This is a genomic window from Pseudomonas shiyinii, from assembly GCF_056725765.1.
The window spans coordinates 1,893,242-1,912,223 of sequence record NZ_CM161522.1; the positions used below are offsets into that span (position 1 = coordinate 1,893,242).

Genomic DNA, 18,982 nt, shown 5'->3' on the forward strand with positions numbered 1-18,982 from the left:
ATTGAGTTGCAGCAAGGCTTGTGCGAATTGGCGAGAAGCCTTGCTGCTGGCCCACGGACAGGTCGAGACCTGTTCGTTCGGGCCGCACACGACCAGGAGCCTCGAATTTATGAGCGACACTTCTTTACAGGCCGGGCTGGGCCTGCGCCGTGGTCTGCTACCCCAATTACTGGCGATGGAGCAGGGGGCGGTCGACTTTCTCGAATGCGCGCCGGAAAACTGGATCGGCGTCGGCGGCGCCTATGGTCAGGGCCTGGACCGCCTGGCCGAACGCTTTGCCATCGCCTGCCATGGCCTGTCGTTGTCCCTGGGCGGCAGCCTGCCGCTGGACCAGGATTTTCTGGCGCGTACGAAGCAGTTTCTCGAGCGTTACCAGGTGCGCCTGTACAGCGAGCACCTGAGCTACTGCAGCGACGATGGGCATCTTTACGACCTGATGCCGATTCCGTTCACCGATGAGGCTGTGCACCATGTCTCGGCGCGCATTCGCCAGGCCCAGGACGTTCTGCAGCGGCGTATCGCCGTGGAGAACATCAGCTATTACGCCGCTCCCTATCAGGCCATGAGCGAGCTGGAGTTCATCCGTGCGGTGCTCGAAGAGGCCGATTGCGACCTGCTGCTGGATGTCAACAATGTCTATGTGAACGCCTGCAACCATGGTTACGATGCCGCGCAGTTCCTCGATGGCCTGCCGCCCGAGCGGGTGGTGGGTATGCACGTGGCCGGCCACTACGATGAAGCGCCGGACCTGAAGGTCGATACCCATGGCGCACCGGTGAAGGACGCTGTGTGGTTGTTGTTCGCCCTGGCCGTCCAGCGCTTCGGTGTGCAGCCGACGGTGCTCGAGCGCGATTTCAACTACCCGCCGCTGGCTGAGCTGCTCGCCGAAACGGCGCGCATCCGCGCCCTGCAAGACGCCGTCAGGAGCGTTCACCATGGATGAGACCTTGCGCGTCCAGCAACTGACCTTCGCCCGCCATCTGCGCGACCCTCACGCCAACCCGCCGCCGCCGGGCATCGAGCAGCGGCGCCTGCAGGTCTACCGGGAGCTGTTCTACAACACCGTGGAGGGATTATTGGCCGGCAGTTTCCCGGTCATGCGTGAAACGTTGGGCGAGGCGCGTTGGCATGCCAGGGTGCGTGGCTTCTATGCCAACTACCGCAGCCACACGCCGCTGTTCACCGAGGTCGCTGAAACCTTCATCGACTACCTGCAGGGCATCGAAGCCGATACGCCCTGGCAGCTGGAGCTGGCGCACTATGAGTGGATCGAAGCGCAGCTGTACCTGAGTGACGCCCAGGATGCGCTGCACAACCCCGAGGGCGATCTGCTCGACGAGGTCCCGTTGCTGTCATGCGTGGCCCGCGTGTTGGCCTACCGCTGGCCCGTGGAACAGATTGGCCCTGATTACCAACCCGATGAGCCGCCACAGGTACCTACCTTGTTGCTGGTGTATCGGGATGCTGCGTTCAAGGTCCGGTTCGCGCGCTTGACGCCCATGGCCTACCAGCTACTGATGGGGCTTGCCGGAACCGGCCGCGAGCGCCTGCAAGCGCTGGGGGACGCAGAGCTCCAACGTCAAGGGCTGGCATTGCTGGAGCGGCTACGAAAGCAAGGCGTGATCGTGGGCACTTGCACAGCGGCATGAGCACCGGCTGGAAATGGGTGTGCAAGCGAGCCATGGAACATTCCTGGACAGCGTGGCGGCAGGGCTATTCTGTACAAAACAAGCAGTCGCTTCTACGGTCGATTGGACATGCCCCGCGATAGCCGGTCGTCAGTTGCATCGATTTGTTGCCTTGGCGCTCCGGTCAATCGTGGTAACCCCCTCAGGTTGCGATGGTGAATGAATGGATGTGAACCCTGGCAAGGAAATGTCAACCCGCAGCCATGTGGTACGGCAACTGATCCTGGTGTTTTCCGGTGTCTTGCTGCTGGCGCTGGTGCTTGGCCTGGTCTCCCTTTACCGTCTCGCCGAGACCTTGGACCGGCGGGAGGTGGAACGAAGCCGGTTCTATGCAGTATCGGCCCTGACCCAGTTGCAAAAGAATGAGAGGAGCTTCCTGCTGACCCATGCCCACTGGCAGGCAGCCTACGACCATCTGGCCGGGCCGGTCGACAGCCATTGGGCCTATGACGAGGACAACGTCGGGGCCACGCTCTATACCTCCGATGGTTACGCCGGTGTCTATGTGCTGGATGACGACGGCACCCACTATGCCCTTGTCGATGGGCAATTGAGCGACGAAGACCTGGCGCGTCACAGCGACAGTGCCGGGCGCGTTCTGCAGATGGCCCGCGCGGCCGAGCAGACCGAGCAGGCCGCTTCGGGCTACCTGGTGTACCGTGGCCAGCCGGCGGTGTTCGCAGCCGCGGTGATCCGCCCGCCATCCCTGGCCCATTACCTGCCGCGCCCCACTGCGGTGCTGGTGTTCATCCGCGTGCTTTCGCCGGCTGTGCTCGAGTCGCTTGGCCGGTCGGTGGGGTTGTCCGGCTTTTCCATCAGCGAAGTGGCTGTCGAACAGCCCGGGAGCGGGTTTCTGCCACTGGAGGGAAGTGGGCATGCACTGACCTGGGCAATTCCACAACCGGGTACCGAGCTGATCCATACAGTGATCCCACCCTTGGCCATTGCCTTGCTGTTGATCGCCCTGGCCATGGCGCTGTTCGCCCGTCATGCGATCCGTGCCAGTGCCGGTATCGATCACAGTTACCGTCAGCTGGCCGCGTCCAAGGCGGCTCTTGAAACCAGCGAGGAGCGCTTCAAGGCGGTGGCCGAAGCGGCCTCGGACTGGATCTGGGAAACTGATGCACAACTACGCCTGACCTACCTTTCGGCCCGCTTCGCCGAACTCACCGGGCATGCCGTGCAGGCCTGGTTGCAGCGCCCGATCACCGAGCTGTTGTCCTGCGATACCAGCCATGTCGAGACGTGGCTGCATGGCCTGGCCGCCACCCGTGCGTCTGGCACCTTGCGCTGCCAGTACAAGGATCACCTGGGCGAGCAGCGGATCTGCCGGATCGCCGCACGCGCCATCGTCGACCATGGCGTGTGCTCGGGTTTCAGGGGTACCTGCAGTGACATCACCGACGAAGTGGCCGCCCATGCGCAGATCCAGCACCTGTCGTTACACGACGCGCTCACCGGCCTGCCCAATCGCAACAAGCTGTTCCGTTTCCTCGAACAGGCCGGGCAGGCCCTGGAAACGCCCCAGGTGGCGCTGTTGATGCTCGACCTGGACAATTTCAAGCCGATCAACGACAGCCTTGGCCACCCAGCGGGCGATGCCGTGCTGATCGAGGTGGCCGCACGCCTCGGCCAGGTCACCCGCGACAGCGACCTGGTGGCGCGGCTGGGCGGCGATGAGTTCGTCGTCGTGCTGGCCCGCCCGGGTGACCGTGACGACATGGACCGCTTCTGCCTGCGCGTGATCGAGGCGCTCAAACGGCCCATGCAGGTGGAAGGGCAGGCCGTGCAGATTGGGGTCAGCCTCGGCGTGGTGCTGTCGGCAGAATACCCCGGCATGCCGAGCGACCTGATCCGCTACGCCGACGTGGCCTTGTACAGCGCCAAGCAGGCCGGCAAGAATACCTGGCGCTACTTCTCGGCGCAGATGAACGCCGCGCTGATGGACAAGCGCATGCTCGAGGGCGAGTTGCGCGAGGGCATCCCGCGTGGGGAGCTGGTGCTGCATTTCCAGCCGCGCTTCAAGGTCGATGGCGCCACGGTGGCCTCGGTCGAGGCCTTGGTGCGCTGGCAGCACCCCCGGCTCGGGCTGTTGCGCCCGGACCGTTTCATTGCCTTGGCCGAGGAATCGGACCTGATCGTGCTGCTGGGCAACTGGGTATTGCGCGAAGCCTGTGCCAGGGCCCGGGATTGGCCGCAGCCGGTCATGGTCTCGGTGAACATGTCGCCGGCGCAGTTCAGCCGCAGCGACGTGGTTCGTGATGTCGGCGATGCGCTGCGGGCCACTGGTCTGCCGGCTCACCGGCTGGAGCTGGAGATCACCGAGAACGTCATGCTCAATGACGTCGAAGGTGCCCTGCACACCATGAACGCGCTCAAGGAACTGGGCGTGCGGCTGAACATGGATGATTTCGGTACCGGCTATTCGTCCCTCGGCTACCTGCGCACCTACCCATTCGACAGCATCAAGATCGACAAGCGTTTCGTACAGTCGCTGGGCAAGAGTGGCAGTGACCGGAGTGTGGTCCAGGCGATCATCAACCTGGGCAATGCCATGGGCATGACCGTGACCGCAGAAGGTGTCGAGACCGCCGAACAGTTGGCCCTGCTCAGCGATGACCAATGCCACGAGGTGCAGGGCTTTTGGCTCAGCAAACCGGTGGAAAACGAGGTGCTGGTGCGCATGATGGCCGAGCCCGCTCCCACAAGGCCCGCAGGTGGGCGCGGGCTTGCCGGCGATGGGACACGACGTGGCCGTACAGGCTCAGCCCACTCGCAGCCATAGCGCCGAGGCATCGTCACTCATCTTGAAGCGCGGGTAGCGTAGGCAGGCAGCGTCGTCGTGCTCGATGCGCCTGAGTACCTGGGCGAGGGCGTCCAGGCCTTGGTCGAGCAACCGGGCCATGAACGTGTCGGGGGTACAGGCATCATAGGTGTCGAACAAGGCTGCGAAACCGTCGCTCATCAAGACCAGGTCGTCGCCCCGGGCCACCGGGGCACGGGTATAGCGCGTGCCTGCCTTGACCAGCAGCGCATCGACGCCGAGCACGGCCTTGGGCCGTTCACGGGCGATGCGCCGGTCCGCGATCACGGCCGGTGTGCGCACGCCATGGGCGCCGGTACCGGGCCCAAGGGCCCGAGCCTCGGCACGCTCGGCTTCACGATCCGGCTCGGGGGTCAGGAAGGCGATGCCGCTGGCACTGCGGTGGAGCACCACGCAGTCGGCCAGGTGGGCACACACCAGCTCGTCGCCTTCCAGCGCCACGGCCGCGAAGGCGGCGCGGGGCAGCTCCCAGCCGGCGATCGGCTCGCGCTGACGGTCACGCGCATAGGCCCGGGCCAGGTCGTCGAACACCTGCTCGCACACCGACTGCAAGGGGCCCGTCGCCATGGCGAAGGCGCGCTGGGCCGATGCGGCGAGCCAGGCCGCGCCACCGCGCTCGCCCAGCAGGCCTGGAGGACCAAGGTCGGTCGCTCCGTCGATGACCCAGGCGTGGCGGTCGGCGCAGCCGATACGATCATCGTTGGGCACGTCGGCTTTGCCGGCCAGGCTCAGGCTTTGAATCAGATCGAAATGCATGGTCCCTCGAACGTTTCGTGGTAGGGGAAAGGTTGTACGACCCGGACCACCGGCCCGAGGTTCGCTCGCCAGCCCAGGTCGAGGGGCTAGACTGCATCTGTCCAACATGATGGTGGAGAACGTCCATGATCGCCAAGAACACGATCTGCCTCTGGTTCGATGACGATGCGCTGGAGGCAGCGACTTTTTATGCAAGCACCTTTCCCGGCAGCGCGGTCGGTGCTGTGCACCATGCGCCGGGGGACTACCCGTCAGGCAAGGCAGGCGATGTGATCACCGTGGAGTTCACGGTCGCCGGTATCCCCTGCGTTGGCCTGAACGGCGGCAAGGCTTTCACCCACAGTGAAGCCTTTTCCTTCCAGATCTGCACCGAGGATCAGGCCGAGACCGACCGCCTGTGGAACGCAATCGTCGACAACGGTGGCCAGGCAAGTGTCTGTGGCTGGTGCAAGGACAAGTGGGGCATCTCCTGGCAGATCTCCCCACGCGTGCTGCTCGAAGCCATGGACAACCCCGACCGGGCGGCAGCCAAGCGGGCCTTCGAGGCCATGATGCAGATGGGCAAGATCGACGTGGCCCGGATCGAGGCAGCACTCAAGGGCAGGGCATAACCGACAGCGAATGGAGTATTGGCACGCAAGAAATCATCGGCTCCAGTGTTTAAGGCATTTCGTCAGCCAGTCGGTAAATCGACTGAGCGCAGCTAGGGGTACCTCGCGTCGTACATGAACACAGACTCAGCTGTGTGAAACTGACATGAGGTGAAAATCATGGCTAGCAATCAAGACGACCGTAAGAACCAAGGTGGTAGCGCACAGAACAACCCAGGCAATTTCGCTAATGATCGGGAGAAGGCGTCCGAAGCTGGCCGCAAGGGCGGCCAGGCTTCCAGTGGCAACTTCGCCAACGATCCGGAACGCGCAGCCGAAGCCGGCCACAAGGGTGGCCAGGTATCCGGTGGCAATTTCAAGAACGACCCCGAACGGGCCTCCGAGGCCGGTCGTGTCGGTGGTCAGCACAGCCATGGCGGTGGTCGCAAGAGCGACGATGACAACCGCTGATCTGTGCTGAACCATCATCGACTCGACACATCCGGGGCCGCAACGCGGCCCCGGATGCTGAGCGCTCGATCAATTCAACGCTTGGCCTCGGCATCCGGATCGGCCGCTCGCACGGTCAATGGTCAAGCGGATTGAACCCCGCTTCATGGGCATGACTCCACCTAAGGCAAACCGTGTTTTCGAGCAACTGACGAGGTGCTGAATGAACGCAATCGAACTGTTGATCCATGACCATGAAACCGTGAAGAAGCTGCTCGCCGACCTGTCGACGACCACCGAGCGCGCGGTGAAGAAGCGCAGTGAGCTGCTGGCGCGGCTGGAGCAGGAGCTGCAGATCCATACCACCATCGAAGAAGAGATCTTCTATCCCGCCCTCAGGAAAGTCGGCGGCAAGGAAGACGAGAAAATGTACTACGAGGCCAAGGAAGAGCACCGCACCGTCGATTCGCTGGTGCTGCCCGACCTGCTGCAGACCCAGCCCGACACGGTGGAGTTCGCCGGCCGGGTCAAGGTCCTCAAGGAACTGCTCGAGCACCACATCGAGGAAGAAGAGAGCGAGATGTTCCCGCGGGCGCAGGAACTGTTCGACGAGGCCGCCCTCGATGAGCTTGGCCAGGCCATGCAGGCACAGAAAAAACTGCTCAAGGGCGAGCGCCGCGCCGCCTGACCCTGTATCCACGGTCGGCATCGCCCGGCCGTGGACTCCCTGCCGTGAACCTGCCGAGGTAACCGACCATGGCCCAGCACCTGTTTCTGATCAGCTACATCCTCGACAACCAGCCGGGCACCTGCGAAATGCGCAGCGATGACGAAACCGTCAGCGACGAGCAGGCGCGTAGCTTCCTGCAAGGATTGCATCGGGCGGAGGCGTCGTCGTTCACCGACGTCCAGGTCCAGCGCCTGGAGCACGACCATGAACCGGACACCTCGCCTGCGCATTACCAGCAACCCTGAACCCTTGCCGGGGCCGCTTTGCAGCCCATCGCGGGACAAGCCCGCTCCCACAGGGACCTCGCTCACCCATGGGCAACGGTAATCTTGTGGGGACCTCGCTGCCCGAAGGCAACGGTAATCTTGTGGGAGCGGGCTTGCCCGCGATCAAGGGCGAAGCCCTTGCCATGCAATCACGTTTTCAACCATGGCACAGACGTCGAAGATCACCCGTTCGGCTCCAGCAGGTATTCGACCAGGGTCGCCGCGCAAGCTTCGATACCTTCGTCGAGCACGATCTCGACGCCATGGGTGTTTTCCGTCGGGATCGCCAGGCAACCTGCCCGTGCCGCCACGCCCGAGCTCATCACCGCGCTGGCATCGGAGGCGAAGTCCACCAGCAGCGCCGCCTGGGCCTGGTAGCCGGCGCGCCGGGCGGCGCGCATCAGCGCACGGACCACCGACGGGGTGTAATAGCCTTTCTGGTAAAAAAGCCCGTCCGAAGACGGGCCAAGACCTGATGTGGAGAGTCGAACCGACCCTACATGGCTTCTGAGTGGCAAACCGTGCGGATCCTCCGGTCTGTTTCGCAACCTGGCGACGAATGGTCGCCACGCCCTTGTTTCGAACGACAGGGCGCAATCCAACTGGAGAGGCCGGGAAAGTTGCGCTAACTATCTAAAGGGCTGACTTCGCTTGCGAGGCCGATTCCAGGGCGCATGCCCCAGGGGAACACATGGAGTACAGATCGAGGCGAGAGGCCTCGCAGGAGAACACATGAAGATCACGGGAACCTTGAAATGGGCCTTGCTGGGCCTGACGTGCGGCGTGCTCAATGTCCAGGCCGCCGAGGCCAGGAAGGTCGATGTGCTGCTGGTCGGTGGCGGCATCATGAGCTCGACCCTGGCGGTGTGGCTCAATGAATTGGAGCCCGGCTGGTCCATGGAAATGGTCGAGCGCCTGGACAAGGTCGCCGAAGAGAGCTCCAACGGCTGGAACAACGCCGGTACCGGGCACTCGGCCCTGGCCGAGCTGAACTACACGCCGGAGAAGAACGGCAAGATCGACATCAGCAAGGCCATCGACATCAACGAGTCGTTCCAGATCACCCGGCAGTTCCTCGCCTGGCAGGTCAAGCAAGGGGTGTTGAACAACCCGCGCTCGTTCATCAACACCACACCGCACATGAGCTTCGTCTGGGGCGACGACAACATCCAGTTCCTGCGCAAACGCTACGAAGCGCTGCAGGCAAGCCCGCTGTTCAAGCCCATGCAGTATTCCGAAGACCCCGAGCAGATCCGCAAATGGGTGCCGCTGATGATGGAAGGGCGCGACCCCAACCAGAAGCTTGCGGTGACCTGGACGCCCATCGGCACCGACGTCAATTTCGGTGAGATCACCCGCCAATACGTCGGCTACCTGCAGGGCAGGCCGAACTTCGACCTGAAGCTGTCCACCGAGGTCGAGGACATCACCCGCAACGACGACGGCTCCTGGCACGTCGAGTACAAGAACCTCAAGGACGGCACCAAGGCCGCGACCGACGCCAAGTTCCTGTTCATCGGCGCCGGTGGTGCCGCGCTGCCGCTGCTGCAGAAGTCCGGCATCCCCGAGGCCAAGGACTACGCCGGCTTCCCGGTCGGTGGCTCGTTCCTGGTCACCGAGAACCCGGAACTTGCCCAGCGCCACATGGCCAAGGCCTATGGTATTGCCGCCACCGGGGCACCGCCGATGTCGGTGCCGCACCTGGATACCCGAGTGCTCGATGGCAAGCGCATGATCCTGTTCGGCCCGTTCGCCACCTTCTCCACGCGCTTTCTCAAGGAGGGCTCGCTGCTCGACCTGTTCGCCAGCATGTCGTTGCACAACACCTGGCCGATGGTACGGGTGGGCGTGCGTGAATTCGACCTGGTGCAGTACCTGGTCGGCCAGCTGATGCAGTCCGACGATGATCGCTTCGAAGCGTTGCAGACCTACTTCCCGCACGCCAAGAAGGAAGACTGGCGTCTTTGGCAGGCTGGCCAGCGCGTGCAGATCATCAAGCAGGACGACGAACTGGGTGGCGTACTGAAGCTCGGTACCGAGGTGGTCATGGCCCAGGACGGCAGTATCGCCGGCCTGTTGGGGGCCTCGCCGGGCGCCTCGACTGCGCCGCCGATCATGCTCGACCTGCTGCACAAGGTGTTCAAGGACAAGGCCGCCTCCGCGGCATGGCAAGAGAAGTTCCGGCAGATCATCCCGTCCTATGGCCTTCGTCTGAACGACCACCCCGATAAGCTCCACGAGGAGTGGGCCTATACCAACCGGATGCTGGAGTTGGCTCCACCGCAGCAGAGTGAAAACCAGGTGGCTGCGCCTTAGGGGCTGGCCATCGATTCAGTGTGCCCCTTTGGGCCCGGGGGCTTTCGAAGCGTCGAGGGCCCAGGGGAGGCCGCTGTTCACACGTCGGGGTGCTCGAGCGTTTATCGACACTCGGCGCATTGCTCTTGGGCATTACCAGCACAAACCTGGCCTGAGAAAGGCCGGCAATGCTCGTCTACACTTAAAGCCCGGGCCTCTCGCCAAGGCCCGTATCATCCTATCCATCCGACCACCGCCCCCCGGACCGGACGTCGCCGACGGTGGCCTTCTTGCAGAGGAGGGCAGGTCATGGACGAGGCACGGCTTCATGAATTCATGGGCAAGCTGGTGGGCGACATGGGCGCCGCGGCGAGCCTGGCCAATGTCATCCTGGGGGACGAACTGGGCCTGTACCGGGCCATGGCCGACAGCCAGCCGGTCACACCCGACGTATTGGCGCAGCGCACCGGCTGCCATCCGCGGTTGTTGCGCGAGTGGCTGAGCGCCCAGGTCGCGGCGGGCTACATGGTCCACCAGGACGGTGCGTTCAGCCTGCCCGAGGAGCAGGCCATGGCCTTGGCCATCGAGGAGTCCCCGGCCTACATGGCGGGCGGCGCAGCGGTGGTAGCGGCCCTGTTCCACGACAAGGACAAGCTGGTGGCGGCCATGCGCGGCGATGGCGGCCTGGCCTGGGGCGACCATCATCCATGCATGTTCAGCGGCACCGAGCGGTTCTTCCGCCCAGGTTACCGGACGTTTCTGGTGGCCGACTGGCTACCGGCGCTCGAGGGCGTCACCGCCAAGTTGCAGGCGGGGGCCAAGGTGGCGGATGTCGGTTGCGGCCATGGTGCCTCGACCATCGTCATGGCCCAGGCGTTTCCTGCCTCGCGCTTCGTCGGCTACGACTATCATGGGCCTTCGATCGTCATTGCCGGTCAACGCGCCGAACAGGCCGGTGTGGCCAGCCAGGTGCGTTTCGAGCAGGCGTCGGCCAAGGACTATCCGGGGCATGACCACGACCTGGTGTGTTTCTTCGACTGCCTGCACGACATGGGCGATCCGGTGGGCGCGGCGCGACACGCCTATCAGGCGCTCAAGGACGACGGCACGGTGATGTTGGTCGAGCCCTATGCCGAGGACTCGCTGGAGGGCAACCTCAACCCGGTGGGGCGGTTGTTCTATGCGGCCTCGACGTTCATCTGCACGCCGAACTCGTTGTCCCAGGAGGTAGGGCTGGGCCTGGGGGCGCAGGCCGGGGAGGCGCGCTTGCGGGCGGTGTTCGAGGAGGCGGGGTTCAGCCGGTTCCGGCGCGCGACGCAAACCCCGTTCAACCTGATCCTGGAGGCGCGCAAGTAGCAGGATCCGTGGTGCTCACGATTGGCGAGCGCCGCCCTCTGTGGGAGCGGGCTTGTCCCGCGATTGGGGCGGGCCTGATATCATCGGCGCTTGGCAAGGGCTTCGCCCTTGATCGCGGGACAAGCCCGTTCCCACCGGTACAGCGGGGATAACAGGATCTGCGAATAAACCGGACCTGAAAGCAGAAGGGGCGCCATCTGGCGCCCCTTCCGTTTGCTGCTTAGGCTTGCGCGTCCCAGGGACGGTCGCCTTTTTCGTCTTTCACGCGGGTCGGCAGGCCCATCACGTCCAGCGCCTTGAGGAACGGCTCGGCCGGCAGTTCCTCGACGTTGACCATGCGCTTGGCATCCCACTCGCCACGGGCGACCAGCAGGGCCGCGGCCACCGGCGGTACGCCGGCAGTGTAGGAAATGCCCTGGCTGTCGGTCTCGGCGAAGGCTTCTTCGTGGTCGGCCACGTTGTAGATGAACACTTCGCGCGGCTGGCCATCCTTGGTGCCTTTGACCAGGTCACCAATGCAGGTCTTGCCGGTGTAGCCCGGAGCCAGCGACGACGGGTCGGGCAGGACGGCCTTGACGACCTTCAGTGGTACCACTTCCAGGCCTTCGGCGGTCTTGACCGGCTGCTCGGAGAGCAGGCCCAGGTTCTTCAGCACGGTGAACACATTGATGTAGTGCTCGCCGAAGCTCATCCAGAAGCGGATGTTCGGCACGTCGAGGTTCTTCGACAGCGAATGCACTTCGTCGTGGCCGGTCAGGTAGAGGTTCTGCGAACCCACGACCGGCAGGTCGTCGGTGCGCTTGACCTCGAACATTTTGTTGCTGGTCCATTGGCTGTTCTGCCAGCTCCAGACTTGCCCGGTGAATTCGCGGAAGTTGATTTCCGGGTCGAAGTTGGTGGCGAAATACTTGCCATGGGAGCCGGCATTGACGTCGAGGATGTCGATCGAGTCAATGCGGTCGAAATACTGTTGCTGCGCAAGCTTGGCGTAGCTGTTCACCACACCCGGGTCGAAACCGACGCCGAGAATGGCGGTAATGTTCTTCTGTTGGCACTCTTCGAGGTGTTTCCACTCGTAGTTGCCGTACCAGGGCGGCGTTTCGCAGATCTTGCCTGGTTCTTCGTGGATCGCGGTGTCCAGGTAGGCGGCACCGGTGTCGATGCAGGCACGCAGCACCGACATGTTGAGGAAGGCGGAGCCAACGTTGATCACGATCTGCGATTCGGTCTCGCGGATCAGTGCCTTGGTCGCCTCGACATCGAGGGCATTGAGCGCAAAGGCCTGGATGTCGGCGGGTACCTTCAGGCTACCCTTGGCCTTGACGCTGTCGATGATGGCCTGGCATTTGGAGATGTTCCGTGACGCAATGGCAATACGACCGAGCTCGTCGTTATGCTGCGCACACTTGTGGGCCACCACCTTGGCGACACCTCCTGCACCAATGATAAGAACGTTCTTCTTCAATTTACCTGTTGCTCCTTACTTAAAGGGCCTGCCTCAAGACAGGCTGGAAACGTAGTCTTCGAAACCGAATTCGCGCACCACCTCGACGCTGCCGTCGAGCTGCTTGACCACGATGGCCGGCATCTTCAGACCGTTGAACCAGTTTTTCTTGACCATGGTATAGCCCGCCGCATCGACGAACGACAGCCGGTCACCGATAGCCAGCGGCTTGTCGAATTGGTACTCGCCGAAGATATCGCCGGCCAGGCACGACTTGCCGCAGACCATGTAGGTGTGCTCGCCATCGTTGGGCGCCATCTTGGCGTTCAGGCGGTAGATCAGCAGGTCGAGCATGTGCGCTTCGATGGAACTGTCCACCACGGCCAGGTGCTTACCGTTGTACAGGGTGTCGAGTACGGTGACTTCCAGCGAGGCGCTCTGGGTGATCGCCGCTTCGCCCGGCTCCAGGTACACCTGCACGCCGTACTTTTCGGAGAAGGCCTTCAGGCGTGCGCAGAACGCATCCAGGGCATAGTCTTCGCCGGTGAAGTGGATGCCGCCACCCAGGCTGACCCACTCGACCTTGTGCAGCAGGTGGCCGAAGCGCTCCTCGATGTGCGAGAGCATCTTGTCGAACAGGCCGAAATCGCCGTTCTCGCAGTTGTTGTGGAACATGAAGCCGGAGATCTGTTCGATCACCTTCTCGATCTTCTCAGGGTCCCATTCGCCCAGACGGCTGAACGGGCGCGCAGGGTCGGCCAGCAGGTAGTCGGAGCTGCTCACCTGCGGGTTGACACGCAGGCCGCGGACCTTGCCTTCGGACTGCTCGGCGAAGCGCTGCAGCTGGCCGATGGAGTTGAAGATGATCTTGTCGCAGTTCTCGAGCATCTCCTCGATTTCATCGTCGGCCCAGGCCACGCTGTAGGCGTGGGTCTCGCCGGCGAACTTCTGGCGACCGAGCTTGAGCTCGTAGAGCGAGGACGACGTGGTGCCATCCATGTATTGCTGCATCAGGTCGAACACCGACCAGGTGGCGAAGCACTTGAGTGCCAGCAGGGCCTTGGCCCCGGACTGTTCGCGCACGTAGGCAATCTTCTGCATGTTGCCCAGCAGCTTCTGTTTGTCGATGAGGTAGTACGGCGTCTTGATCATTTAAAGGCCCCCGGCCAGGCCGGCCAAAAAAAGGACACGCATTGTGCCTTCACTTGGCCTATATCGAAAGGGTGGAAGGCGCATTTCGTCCGACTTGCCAACGCATTTATCCGCCCTGTGCCAGCCGTTGGGCGTAGGCACCCTTCGAGCAGCGCTTCTCCTCCGGCGCCAAGCCCATTTGAACAGCGCAATGTGACCATTGCGAGATTCGCCAACCTGGCCAGGGCATCCGTGCCGGCAGGTTCCTGGGTCTAATGGGTACTGTGCTTCTGACGGTTCAGGGGGGCGCGCCTGGACGGTGCCTGGGCGGTGTGCTGAGAACTGCCTCTGTGCCCACGACCGTCGGTCGAGGCAATGGACCCCACGGCATCGCGCGAGCTCGAACATGAAGCAATCCAATCGATCAGGAGAGCTTCCATGAGCAAGCACCACGACGCTGGCCATGGCTTCGCCGACGATCCACAGAAAGTCAGCGAGGCTGGCCGCAAGGGCAGCACCAAGCAGGATGTGAAGACCGATCGGGCCGAGAAGGCCCGGGTCGGAGGCCAGCACAGCCACGGGGGTACCCCGCGGCGCGGCGAGGGCTGACAGACCGGAACACCGCCCCTGTATCGCACGGCTTGTGAGGGCAGCGCGGGCCTGGTCGGGATGCAATGTTCTTGAGTTGCTTGCTCCGGCTATCGCCGGCAAGCCGGCTCACAGGGATTTCGCAAGTCTTGAAAGCAGCGCAATCTCAGTGAGAGCTGGCGACAGCCTGCGATGGGCTGCAAAGCAGCCCCAAGCCCTCAAACGGTAGAGCCAGACCCAAGGGGCCGCTTTGCGGCCCATCGCAGGCTCCCACAGGCTGGAAAATAACGCAGGACAGGTGGGAGCCGGCTTGCCGGCGATGAAGCGTGCAGCGCGGCCCTGTGTTTCGATCAACCCAGCGGCGGCGTACGCGGCGGTACCCTGCGCCGCGAACCGGTGGACTCGAACGCAGCGCCGAAGCGCAGCAGGTCGTTGTCGCTGTAGGCGCGACCGGCGAAGGTCAGGCCGACCGGCATGCCGATATCCGCCATGATGCCCATGGGCACGGTCACGGTCGGCACGCCCAGGTGACGAATGGCCAGGTTGCCGTTGGCGACCCAGACACCGTTGCTCCAGGCAATGTCCGCCGAGGCGGGGTTGACGTCGGCATCGGCCGGGCCCACGTCGGCGACGGTGGGGAACAGCACGGCATCGAGGCCAAGGTTGTCCATCCAGTCTTCGAGGTCGAGCTTGCGGGTCTTCTCCAGGCCGCGCAGCCCATCGGGCAGGGTTTCGATCTGGTCCCAGGTCTTCAGGCCGCGCTTGGCCATGTTGACGTACTCGTCCATGCCCGCCGCCAAGTCGTCTTCGCGGTTGGGCAGGGTGCCCGGGTCATGGGGGAAGATCTGCGGGCCATCGACATCGGCCAGGCGGTTGAGCTTCGGGTCACCGTTGGCGCGCAGGAAGTCATCGAAAGCCCAGCCAGACAACTCCCACAGCTCATCATGCAGGAATTCCTTGGAAACGATACCGCGGTTGTACACGGTCGGGGCGCCAGGGCGGTCGCCCTCGCAGTTGGACACCAGCGGGAAGTCCACCTCGACCACTTCGGCGCCCGCCGCCTCGAGGGCCCGGCGGGCCTGCTGCCACAGGTCGATGACGCTGGCCCGGGTGTGGATGCGCTGGCCGGTGGGGCCGCCGATACCGGGTTTTTCCGAGGTGCCGGCCTCGGGGTCGGCGTTGATGTACATCTTGGGTACGCCGAAACGCTTGCCTTTGAGTGCGTTGGCATCGACTGCCAGGTCCAGGTAGGAAGCAGGGCGTACGTTCGAGGCAGCCGGGATCGGTACCCAGGGTTGCAGGCGCCACAGGTCGCCACGCTTGTCGGCATCGTCGGCCACGACCACGTCGAGGATTTCCAGCAGGTCGGCCATGGTACGGGCATAGGGCACCACGACGTCCATGGTCGGAGTCAACGGCCAGTTGCCGCGCACCGAGATCACGCCGCGCGAAGGGGTATAAGCGCACAGGCCGTTGTTCGATGCCGGGCCGCGCCCGCTGGACCAGGTTTCCTCGGCCAGGCCGAAGGCCGCGTAGCTGGCCGCGGTAGCAGTGCCGGCACCGTTGGACGAGCCGGAGGCGAACGGTGCGGTCAGGTAGGCGGCGTTGTACGGGCTTTCGGCACGGCCGTAGACGCCACGCTGCATGCCGCCGTTGGCCATTGGCGGCATGTTGGTCTTGCCCAGGCAGATGGCCCCGGCGGCGCGCAGGCGCTCGATGGTGAAGGCGTCACGCTGGGCGACCAGGTCCTTGAATGCCGGGCTGCCGGATGCGGCAGTCAGGCCTTTGACCAGGTAGCTGTCCTTGGCGGTGTAGGGGATGCCGTCCAGCGGGCCGAGGGTCTTGCCCTGTGCCCGGCGGGCGTCGGAGGCTTCGGCCTCCTTGAGTGCGTCAGGGTTGCGCACCACCACGGCGTTCAGGGCAGTGGCGGTGTCGGCTCCGTCATAGGCGTCGATGCGGGCCAGGTAGGCCTTGACCAGCTCGACCGCCGTCGTGCGGCCAGTCTCGAGCGCATCGCGCAGCTCGGCAATGGAAACCTCGGTTACCTCGATCATGCTGTCACCAGTTATGCAGGTGGAAACTCGTGGCGCGAGTGTAGCAAGAAGCCCAGGCCCGGCGCAGGCATGCACCGTGGCAATGGTTATTTGCATGGCGGCAGTGTCGGCGCAGGAAAAGTATGCGTTGGTGCACGCGGGGCGGGTAGGGCGGGGCTGCAACGCAGCCCCTGTTCATTCAGCCCAGGTCCGCTGCCGAATGCCGCTCCGGCACTTGGCTGGTCTCGTCACCCCAGGTCCGGTTGACCCGGGTGCCACGTTGCACCGCCGGTCGTTGGCCGATTGCCTCGGCCCAGCGCTGCACATGCCGGTACTCATGCACCGCCAGGAACTCTGCCGCGCCATACAGGTTGCCGAGCACCAGCTGGCCGTACCAAGGCCACACGGCGATATCGGCGATGCTGTACTCAGCCCCTCCCAGGTAGGTGCTTTCGGCCAGGCGGCGGTCGAGCACATCGAGCTGGCGCTTGGCTTCCATGGTGAAGCGGTTGATGGCGTATTCGAACTTTTCCGGCGCGTACACATAGAAATGGCCAAAGCCGCCACCCAGGTAGGGCGCCGACCCCATCTGCCAGAACAGCCAGTTCAGGCACTCGGTACGCGCAGCGCCGGCACTGGGTAGGAAGGCACCGAACTTCTCGGCCAGGTACAGCAGGATCGAGCCGGATTCGAACACCCTGACCGGCGGCTCGACGCTGCGGTCGAGCAGGGCGGGGATCTTGGAGTTGGGGTTGACCTGGACGAAGCCGCTGGAAAACTGGTCGCCCTCGCCGATGCGAATCAGCCAGGCGTCATACTCGGCCCCGGCGTGCCCGAGGGCCAGCAGCTCTTCGAGCAGGATGGTCACCTTGACGCCGTTGGGCGTGGCCAGGGAGTAAAGCTGCAACGGCTGCTTGCCCACCGGCAGTGCCTGGTCGTGGGTCGGGCCGGCGACCGGGCGGTTGATGCTGGCGAACTGGCCGCCGGATGGCGCTTCGTGGGTCCAGACCTTGGGTGGAACGTAGGGCTTGCTCATGCGCGGGATCTCCTGAAGGCTCGAAGCGGTCACGTAGAACGTGGACCTGCATCTATGCCATGGGTTCGGCGCGAAGGGCAAATGCTGTGGCAGATTCTATGGTGCTGGACAAGCTCAAATTGCCTTCGGTTGGTTTTCCCTGTCGTGCAAATACGGCCCAGGCTCCGCTTGCTTGGTGGGAGATCACCCAGCCCTTCGGGCTGCGCTGTCGCGCAGAGAACAAGCGGCCAATGCTGCCCCGGTGGGAGCGGCGGTGCGGCGGTCCGACTTGTCCCGCGATCAAGGGCGAAGCCCTTGCCAGGCGACGGTGATATCGGGCCCGGCCTAATCGCGGGACAAGCCCGCTCCCACAGGGGGCCGCAAATCAAATGGTCATGCGTTGTTCTATGAGAGCTGGCGGAGCCTGCGATGGGCCGCAAAGCGGCCCCTTGAGTCTGGAGGGCTCCACCGTTTGAGGGCTTGGGGCTGCTTTGCAGCCCATCGCAGGCTGTCGCCAGCTCCTACCGAGATTGCGCCGCTCTCGAGGCTTGCGAATACTCTGTGGGAGGGCTTTACAGATCAGCTCGTCAAGGCGCTCAGGCAACCGGGATCAGCGGGTCCGCCGCAGCCAACGCACTGGCTCGATTCGCGGCCGGCGGGTAGATCCACACGGAGTTGATCTGCGCCTTGAGTTGCTTCGCCTCGGCCTTGTCTGTCGGGGGCGAGACGCTGCGCTCCCACCCCTCGGTATACACCGCCCCCCAGGCGCCGAGGTCCAGGCAGGTGACGTACTTGGGCTGGCTATAGGTCATCGGCGCCACGCCGATCAGCTCGGCGGCGGCGTTGTTGCCTGCGTAGCGCCCCAAGGGAATGGCGTGCTGGCAGGACATCACCGCATGGTTGCCGACTTCGTCGCAGGCGGCGAAGGCCACGTCGCCGGCTGCGTATACCGCATCGTTGCCTTTGACCTTGAGGTTGCCGTCCACATGCAGGCGGCCCTGATGGTCGCGCTCGCCGTGGATCTGCGCGGTGAGCGGGTTGGCCTTGAAACCCACGGTCCAGATCACGGTCTTAGCGGCGATGCGCTGGCCGTCGTCCAGCACCACACCCTCGCCATCCACCGACGCGACGGTAGCGCCACAGATCCACTCCACGCCCAATGCCTGGGAGGCCTGTTCGATCGCAGGTCGGATGCCTTCGCCCAATGCTGCGCCGACCCTCGCGCCGCGGTCGACCACCACGATACGCAGGCCTGCCTGCGGCCCAAGGATAGCCCGCAGGCGCCCGGGCAGTTCGGTGGCCGTCTCGATGCCGGTGAAGCCGCCACCGGCCACCACCACGGTGTTGCGTGCGGGGCTCTCGGGCAGGGTGGCCAGTGACTTGAGGTGTTCCTCCAGGCGCACAGCCGACTCGATCTTGTCCACGTCGAAGGCATGCTCGAAGCCTGCGAGGTCAGGGCGGTTGAGCTGGCTGCCACAGGCCATGACCAGGCGGTCGTAGCTGAGGTTCGCCTCGCGCCCGGACGGTTCGCGGTAGGCCACGCTGCGCGAGGCCTCGTCGATCCGGTAGGCGGTCCCCTTGACGAAGCGCACATCGACCGCATCGAACAAGGCTTGCAGTGGCGCGGCCATGTTATGGACATCGGGCTCGTAGAAGCGCGGGCGGATATGCAGCTCGGCCTGGGGCGCGAGTACGGTGATCTGGACGTCGTCGCGGTCGTGGAGGTCGAGCTGGCGCGCCGCGCCCAGGGCGCTCCACAGGCCGGCGAAGCCTGCGCCTATGATCAGGATCTGTTTCATCGTTGTGCTCCTGGCGA

16 protein-coding genes and 1 pseudogene are annotated in these 18,982 nt (G+C 64.1%); 10 read left to right on the forward strand and 7 right to left on the reverse strand.

Annotated elements, in window-relative coordinates; translation table 11 throughout:
• Window positions 1–109 precede the first annotated feature (109 nt).
• The 3 genes from ACXHGZ_RS08790 to ACXHGZ_RS08800 all read left to right on the forward strand — a co-directional run bounded on the left by ACXHGZ_RS08790 (window position 110) and on the right by ACXHGZ_RS08800 (window position 4,473).
• Window positions 110–943 (forward strand): HvfB family MNIO-type RiPP peptide maturase, encoded by an 834-nt coding sequence (locus ACXHGZ_RS08790; RefSeq protein ID WP_480463365.1) that lies wholly within the window; start codon window positions 110–112, stop codon window positions 941–943.
• Window positions 936–1,649: an HvfC family RiPP maturation protein gene (locus tag ACXHGZ_RS08795; RefSeq protein ID WP_480463366.1), complete on the forward strand. Its 714-nt coding sequence runs from the start codon at window positions 936–938 to the stop codon at window positions 1,647–1,649. Before ACXHGZ_RS08790 ends, ACXHGZ_RS08795 begins: the two co-directional genes overlap by 8 nt.
• Before the next feature lie 202 nt (window positions 1,650–1,851).
• Window positions 1,852–4,473, forward strand: a complete 2,622-nt coding sequence (locus ACXHGZ_RS08800; RefSeq protein ID WP_480463367.1) for a bifunctional diguanylate cyclase/phosphodiesterase — start codon at window positions 1,852–1,854, stop codon at window positions 4,471–4,473.
• Here ACXHGZ_RS08800 and ACXHGZ_RS08805 read toward each other — a convergent pair.
• Window positions 4,453–5,268 (reverse strand): protein phosphatase 2C domain-containing protein, encoded by an 816-nt coding sequence (locus ACXHGZ_RS08805; RefSeq protein ID WP_480463368.1) that lies wholly within the window; start codon window positions 5,266–5,268, stop codon window positions 4,453–4,455. The two genes, ACXHGZ_RS08800 and ACXHGZ_RS08805, sit on opposite strands and share 21 nt — an antisense overlap.
• Window positions 5,269–5,393: 125 nt before the next feature.
• On the opposite strand from ACXHGZ_RS08805, the gene ACXHGZ_RS08810 reads away from it, so the two are divergent.
• From ACXHGZ_RS08810 to ACXHGZ_RS08825, 4 genes are all read left to right on the forward strand, one after another.
• On the forward strand, window positions 5,394–5,879 hold the full coding sequence (locus ACXHGZ_RS08810; protein WP_480463370.1) for a VOC family protein: 486 nt from the start codon (window positions 5,394–5,396) through the stop codon (window positions 5,877–5,879).
• 159 nt (window positions 5,880–6,038) lie between these two features.
• Window positions 6,039–6,329, forward strand: a complete 291-nt coding sequence (locus ACXHGZ_RS08815) for a con-10 family general stress protein (RefSeq protein ID WP_480463372.1) — start codon at window positions 6,039–6,041, stop codon at window positions 6,327–6,329.
• 202 nt (window positions 6,330–6,531) lie between these two features.
• Window positions 6,532–6,996, forward strand: coding sequence for a PA2171 family ribosome-binding persister protein (locus ACXHGZ_RS08820; RefSeq protein ID WP_480463374.1), 465 nt, complete (start codon window positions 6,532–6,534; stop codon window positions 6,994–6,996).
• Window positions 6,997–7,064: 68 nt separating this feature from the next.
• The gene (locus ACXHGZ_RS08825) at window positions 7,065–7,283 is read left to right on the forward strand and encodes a hypothetical protein (RefSeq protein WP_480463375.1); all 219 of its coding nucleotides are present in this window, start codon (window positions 7,065–7,067) and stop codon (window positions 7,281–7,283) included.
• A 203-nt stretch (window positions 7,284–7,486) separates the two neighbouring features.
• On the opposite strand, the pseudogene ACXHGZ_RS08830 reads toward ACXHGZ_RS08825, so the two are convergent.
• Window positions 7,487–7,744, reverse strand: a pseudogene (locus ACXHGZ_RS08830) (M42 family peptidase); the annotation flags it as partial.
• 292 nt (window positions 7,745–8,036) lie between these two features.
• On the opposite strand from ACXHGZ_RS08830, the gene mqo reads away from it, so the two are divergent.
• A complete protein-coding gene (gene mqo, locus ACXHGZ_RS08835) occupies window positions 8,037–9,620 on the forward strand; it encodes a malate dehydrogenase (quinone) (RefSeq protein ID WP_480463377.1) in 1,584 nt (527 codons plus the stop codon).
• 288 nt (window positions 9,621–9,908) lie between these two features.
• Entirely contained in the window at window positions 9,909–10,955 is a 1,047-nt protein-coding gene (locus ACXHGZ_RS08840; RefSeq protein WP_480463378.1) for a class I SAM-dependent methyltransferase, read from the forward strand.
• Window positions 10,956–11,175: 220 nt separating this feature from the next.
• Here ACXHGZ_RS08840 and ACXHGZ_RS08845 read toward each other — a convergent pair whose 3' ends face one another.
• Both ACXHGZ_RS08845 and nspC read right to left on the reverse strand, forming a co-directional pair.
• A complete protein-coding gene (locus tag ACXHGZ_RS08845; protein ID WP_084857986.1) occupies window positions 11,176–12,420 on the reverse strand; it encodes a saccharopine dehydrogenase family protein in 1,245 nt (414 codons plus the stop codon).
• 33 nt (window positions 12,421–12,453) lie between these two features.
• Window positions 12,454–13,551 carry a carboxynorspermidine decarboxylase gene (nspC, locus tag ACXHGZ_RS08850; protein WP_084857987.1) on the reverse strand — a complete coding sequence of 366 codons (1,098 nt, stop codon included), beginning with the start codon at window positions 13,549–13,551 and terminating at the stop codon, window positions 12,454–12,456.
• Between the two features lie 417 nt (window positions 13,552–13,968).
• Here nspC and ACXHGZ_RS08855 point away from each other — a divergent pair, with 417 nt between their 5' ends.
• A complete protein-coding gene (locus ACXHGZ_RS08855; protein WP_480463379.1) occupies window positions 13,969–14,139 on the forward strand; it encodes a KGG domain-containing protein in 171 nt (56 codons plus the stop codon).
• Window positions 14,140–14,468: 329 nt separating this feature from the next.
• Here ACXHGZ_RS08855 and ACXHGZ_RS08860 read toward each other — a convergent pair whose 3' ends face one another.
• The 3 genes from ACXHGZ_RS08860 to ACXHGZ_RS08870 form a co-directional block, all read right to left on the reverse strand.
• Entirely contained in the window at window positions 14,469–16,172 is a 1,704-nt protein-coding gene (locus tag ACXHGZ_RS08860; protein ID WP_480463380.1) for an amidase, read from the reverse strand.
• A 178-nt stretch (window positions 16,173–16,350) separates the two neighbouring features.
• On the reverse strand, window positions 16,351–17,187 hold the full coding sequence (yghU, locus tag ACXHGZ_RS08865; RefSeq protein WP_480463381.1) for a glutathione-dependent disulfide-bond oxidoreductase: 837 nt from the start codon (window positions 17,185–17,187) through the stop codon (window positions 16,351–16,353).
• Between the two features lie 575 nt (window positions 17,188–17,762).
• Window positions 17,763–18,965, reverse strand: a complete 1,203-nt coding sequence (locus ACXHGZ_RS08870; protein ID WP_480463383.1) for an NAD(P)/FAD-dependent oxidoreductase — start codon at window positions 18,963–18,965, stop codon at window positions 17,763–17,765.
• Window positions 18,966–18,982: the final 17 nt, after the last annotated feature.

Coding starts and splice junctions, on each gene's coding strand:
- ACXHGZ_RS08790 (WP_480463365.1), top strand. CDS start 110: ATGAGCGACACTTCTTTACAGGCCGGGCTGGGCCTGCGCCGTGGTCTG.
- ACXHGZ_RS08795 (WP_480463366.1), top strand. CDS start 936: ATGGATGAGACCTTGCGCGTCCAGCAACTGACCTTCGCCCGCCATCTG.
- ACXHGZ_RS08800 (WP_480463367.1), top strand. CDS start 1,852: ATGGATGTGAACCCTGGCAAGGAAATGTCAACCCGCAGCCATGTGGTA.
- ACXHGZ_RS08805 (WP_480463368.1), bottom strand. CDS start 5,268: ATGCATTTCGATCTGATTCAAAGCCTGAGCCTGGCCGGCAAAGCCGAC.
- ACXHGZ_RS08810 (WP_480463370.1), top strand. CDS start 5,394: ATGATCGCCAAGAACACGATCTGCCTCTGGTTCGATGACGATGCGCTG.
- ACXHGZ_RS08815 (WP_480463372.1), top strand. CDS start 6,039: ATGGCTAGCAATCAAGACGACCGTAAGAACCAAGGTGGTAGCGCACAG.
- ACXHGZ_RS08820 (WP_480463374.1), top strand. CDS start 6,532: ATGAACGCAATCGAACTGTTGATCCATGACCATGAAACCGTGAAGAAG.
- ACXHGZ_RS08825 (WP_480463375.1), top strand. CDS start 7,065: ATGGCCCAGCACCTGTTTCTGATCAGCTACATCCTCGACAACCAGCCG.
- mqo (WP_480463377.1), top strand. CDS start 8,037: ATGAAGATCACGGGAACCTTGAAATGGGCCTTGCTGGGCCTGACGTGC.
- ACXHGZ_RS08840 (WP_480463378.1), top strand. CDS start 9,909: ATGGACGAGGCACGGCTTCATGAATTCATGGGCAAGCTGGTGGGCGAC.
- nspC (WP_084857987.1), bottom strand. CDS start 13,551: ATGATCAAGACGCCGTACTACCTCATCGACAAACAGAAGCTGCTGGGC.
- ACXHGZ_RS08855 (WP_480463379.1), top strand. CDS start 13,969: ATGAGCAAGCACCACGACGCTGGCCATGGCTTCGCCGACGATCCACAG.
- ACXHGZ_RS08860 (WP_480463380.1), bottom strand. CDS start 16,172: ATGATCGAGGTAACCGAGGTTTCCATTGCCGAGCTGCGCGATGCGCTC.
- yghU (WP_480463381.1), bottom strand. CDS start 17,187: ATGAGCAAGCCCTACGTTCCACCCAAGGTCTGGACCCACGAAGCGCCA.
- ACXHGZ_RS08870 (WP_480463383.1), bottom strand. CDS start 18,965: ATGAAACAGATCCTGATCATAGGCGCAGGCTTCGCCGGCCTGTGGAGC.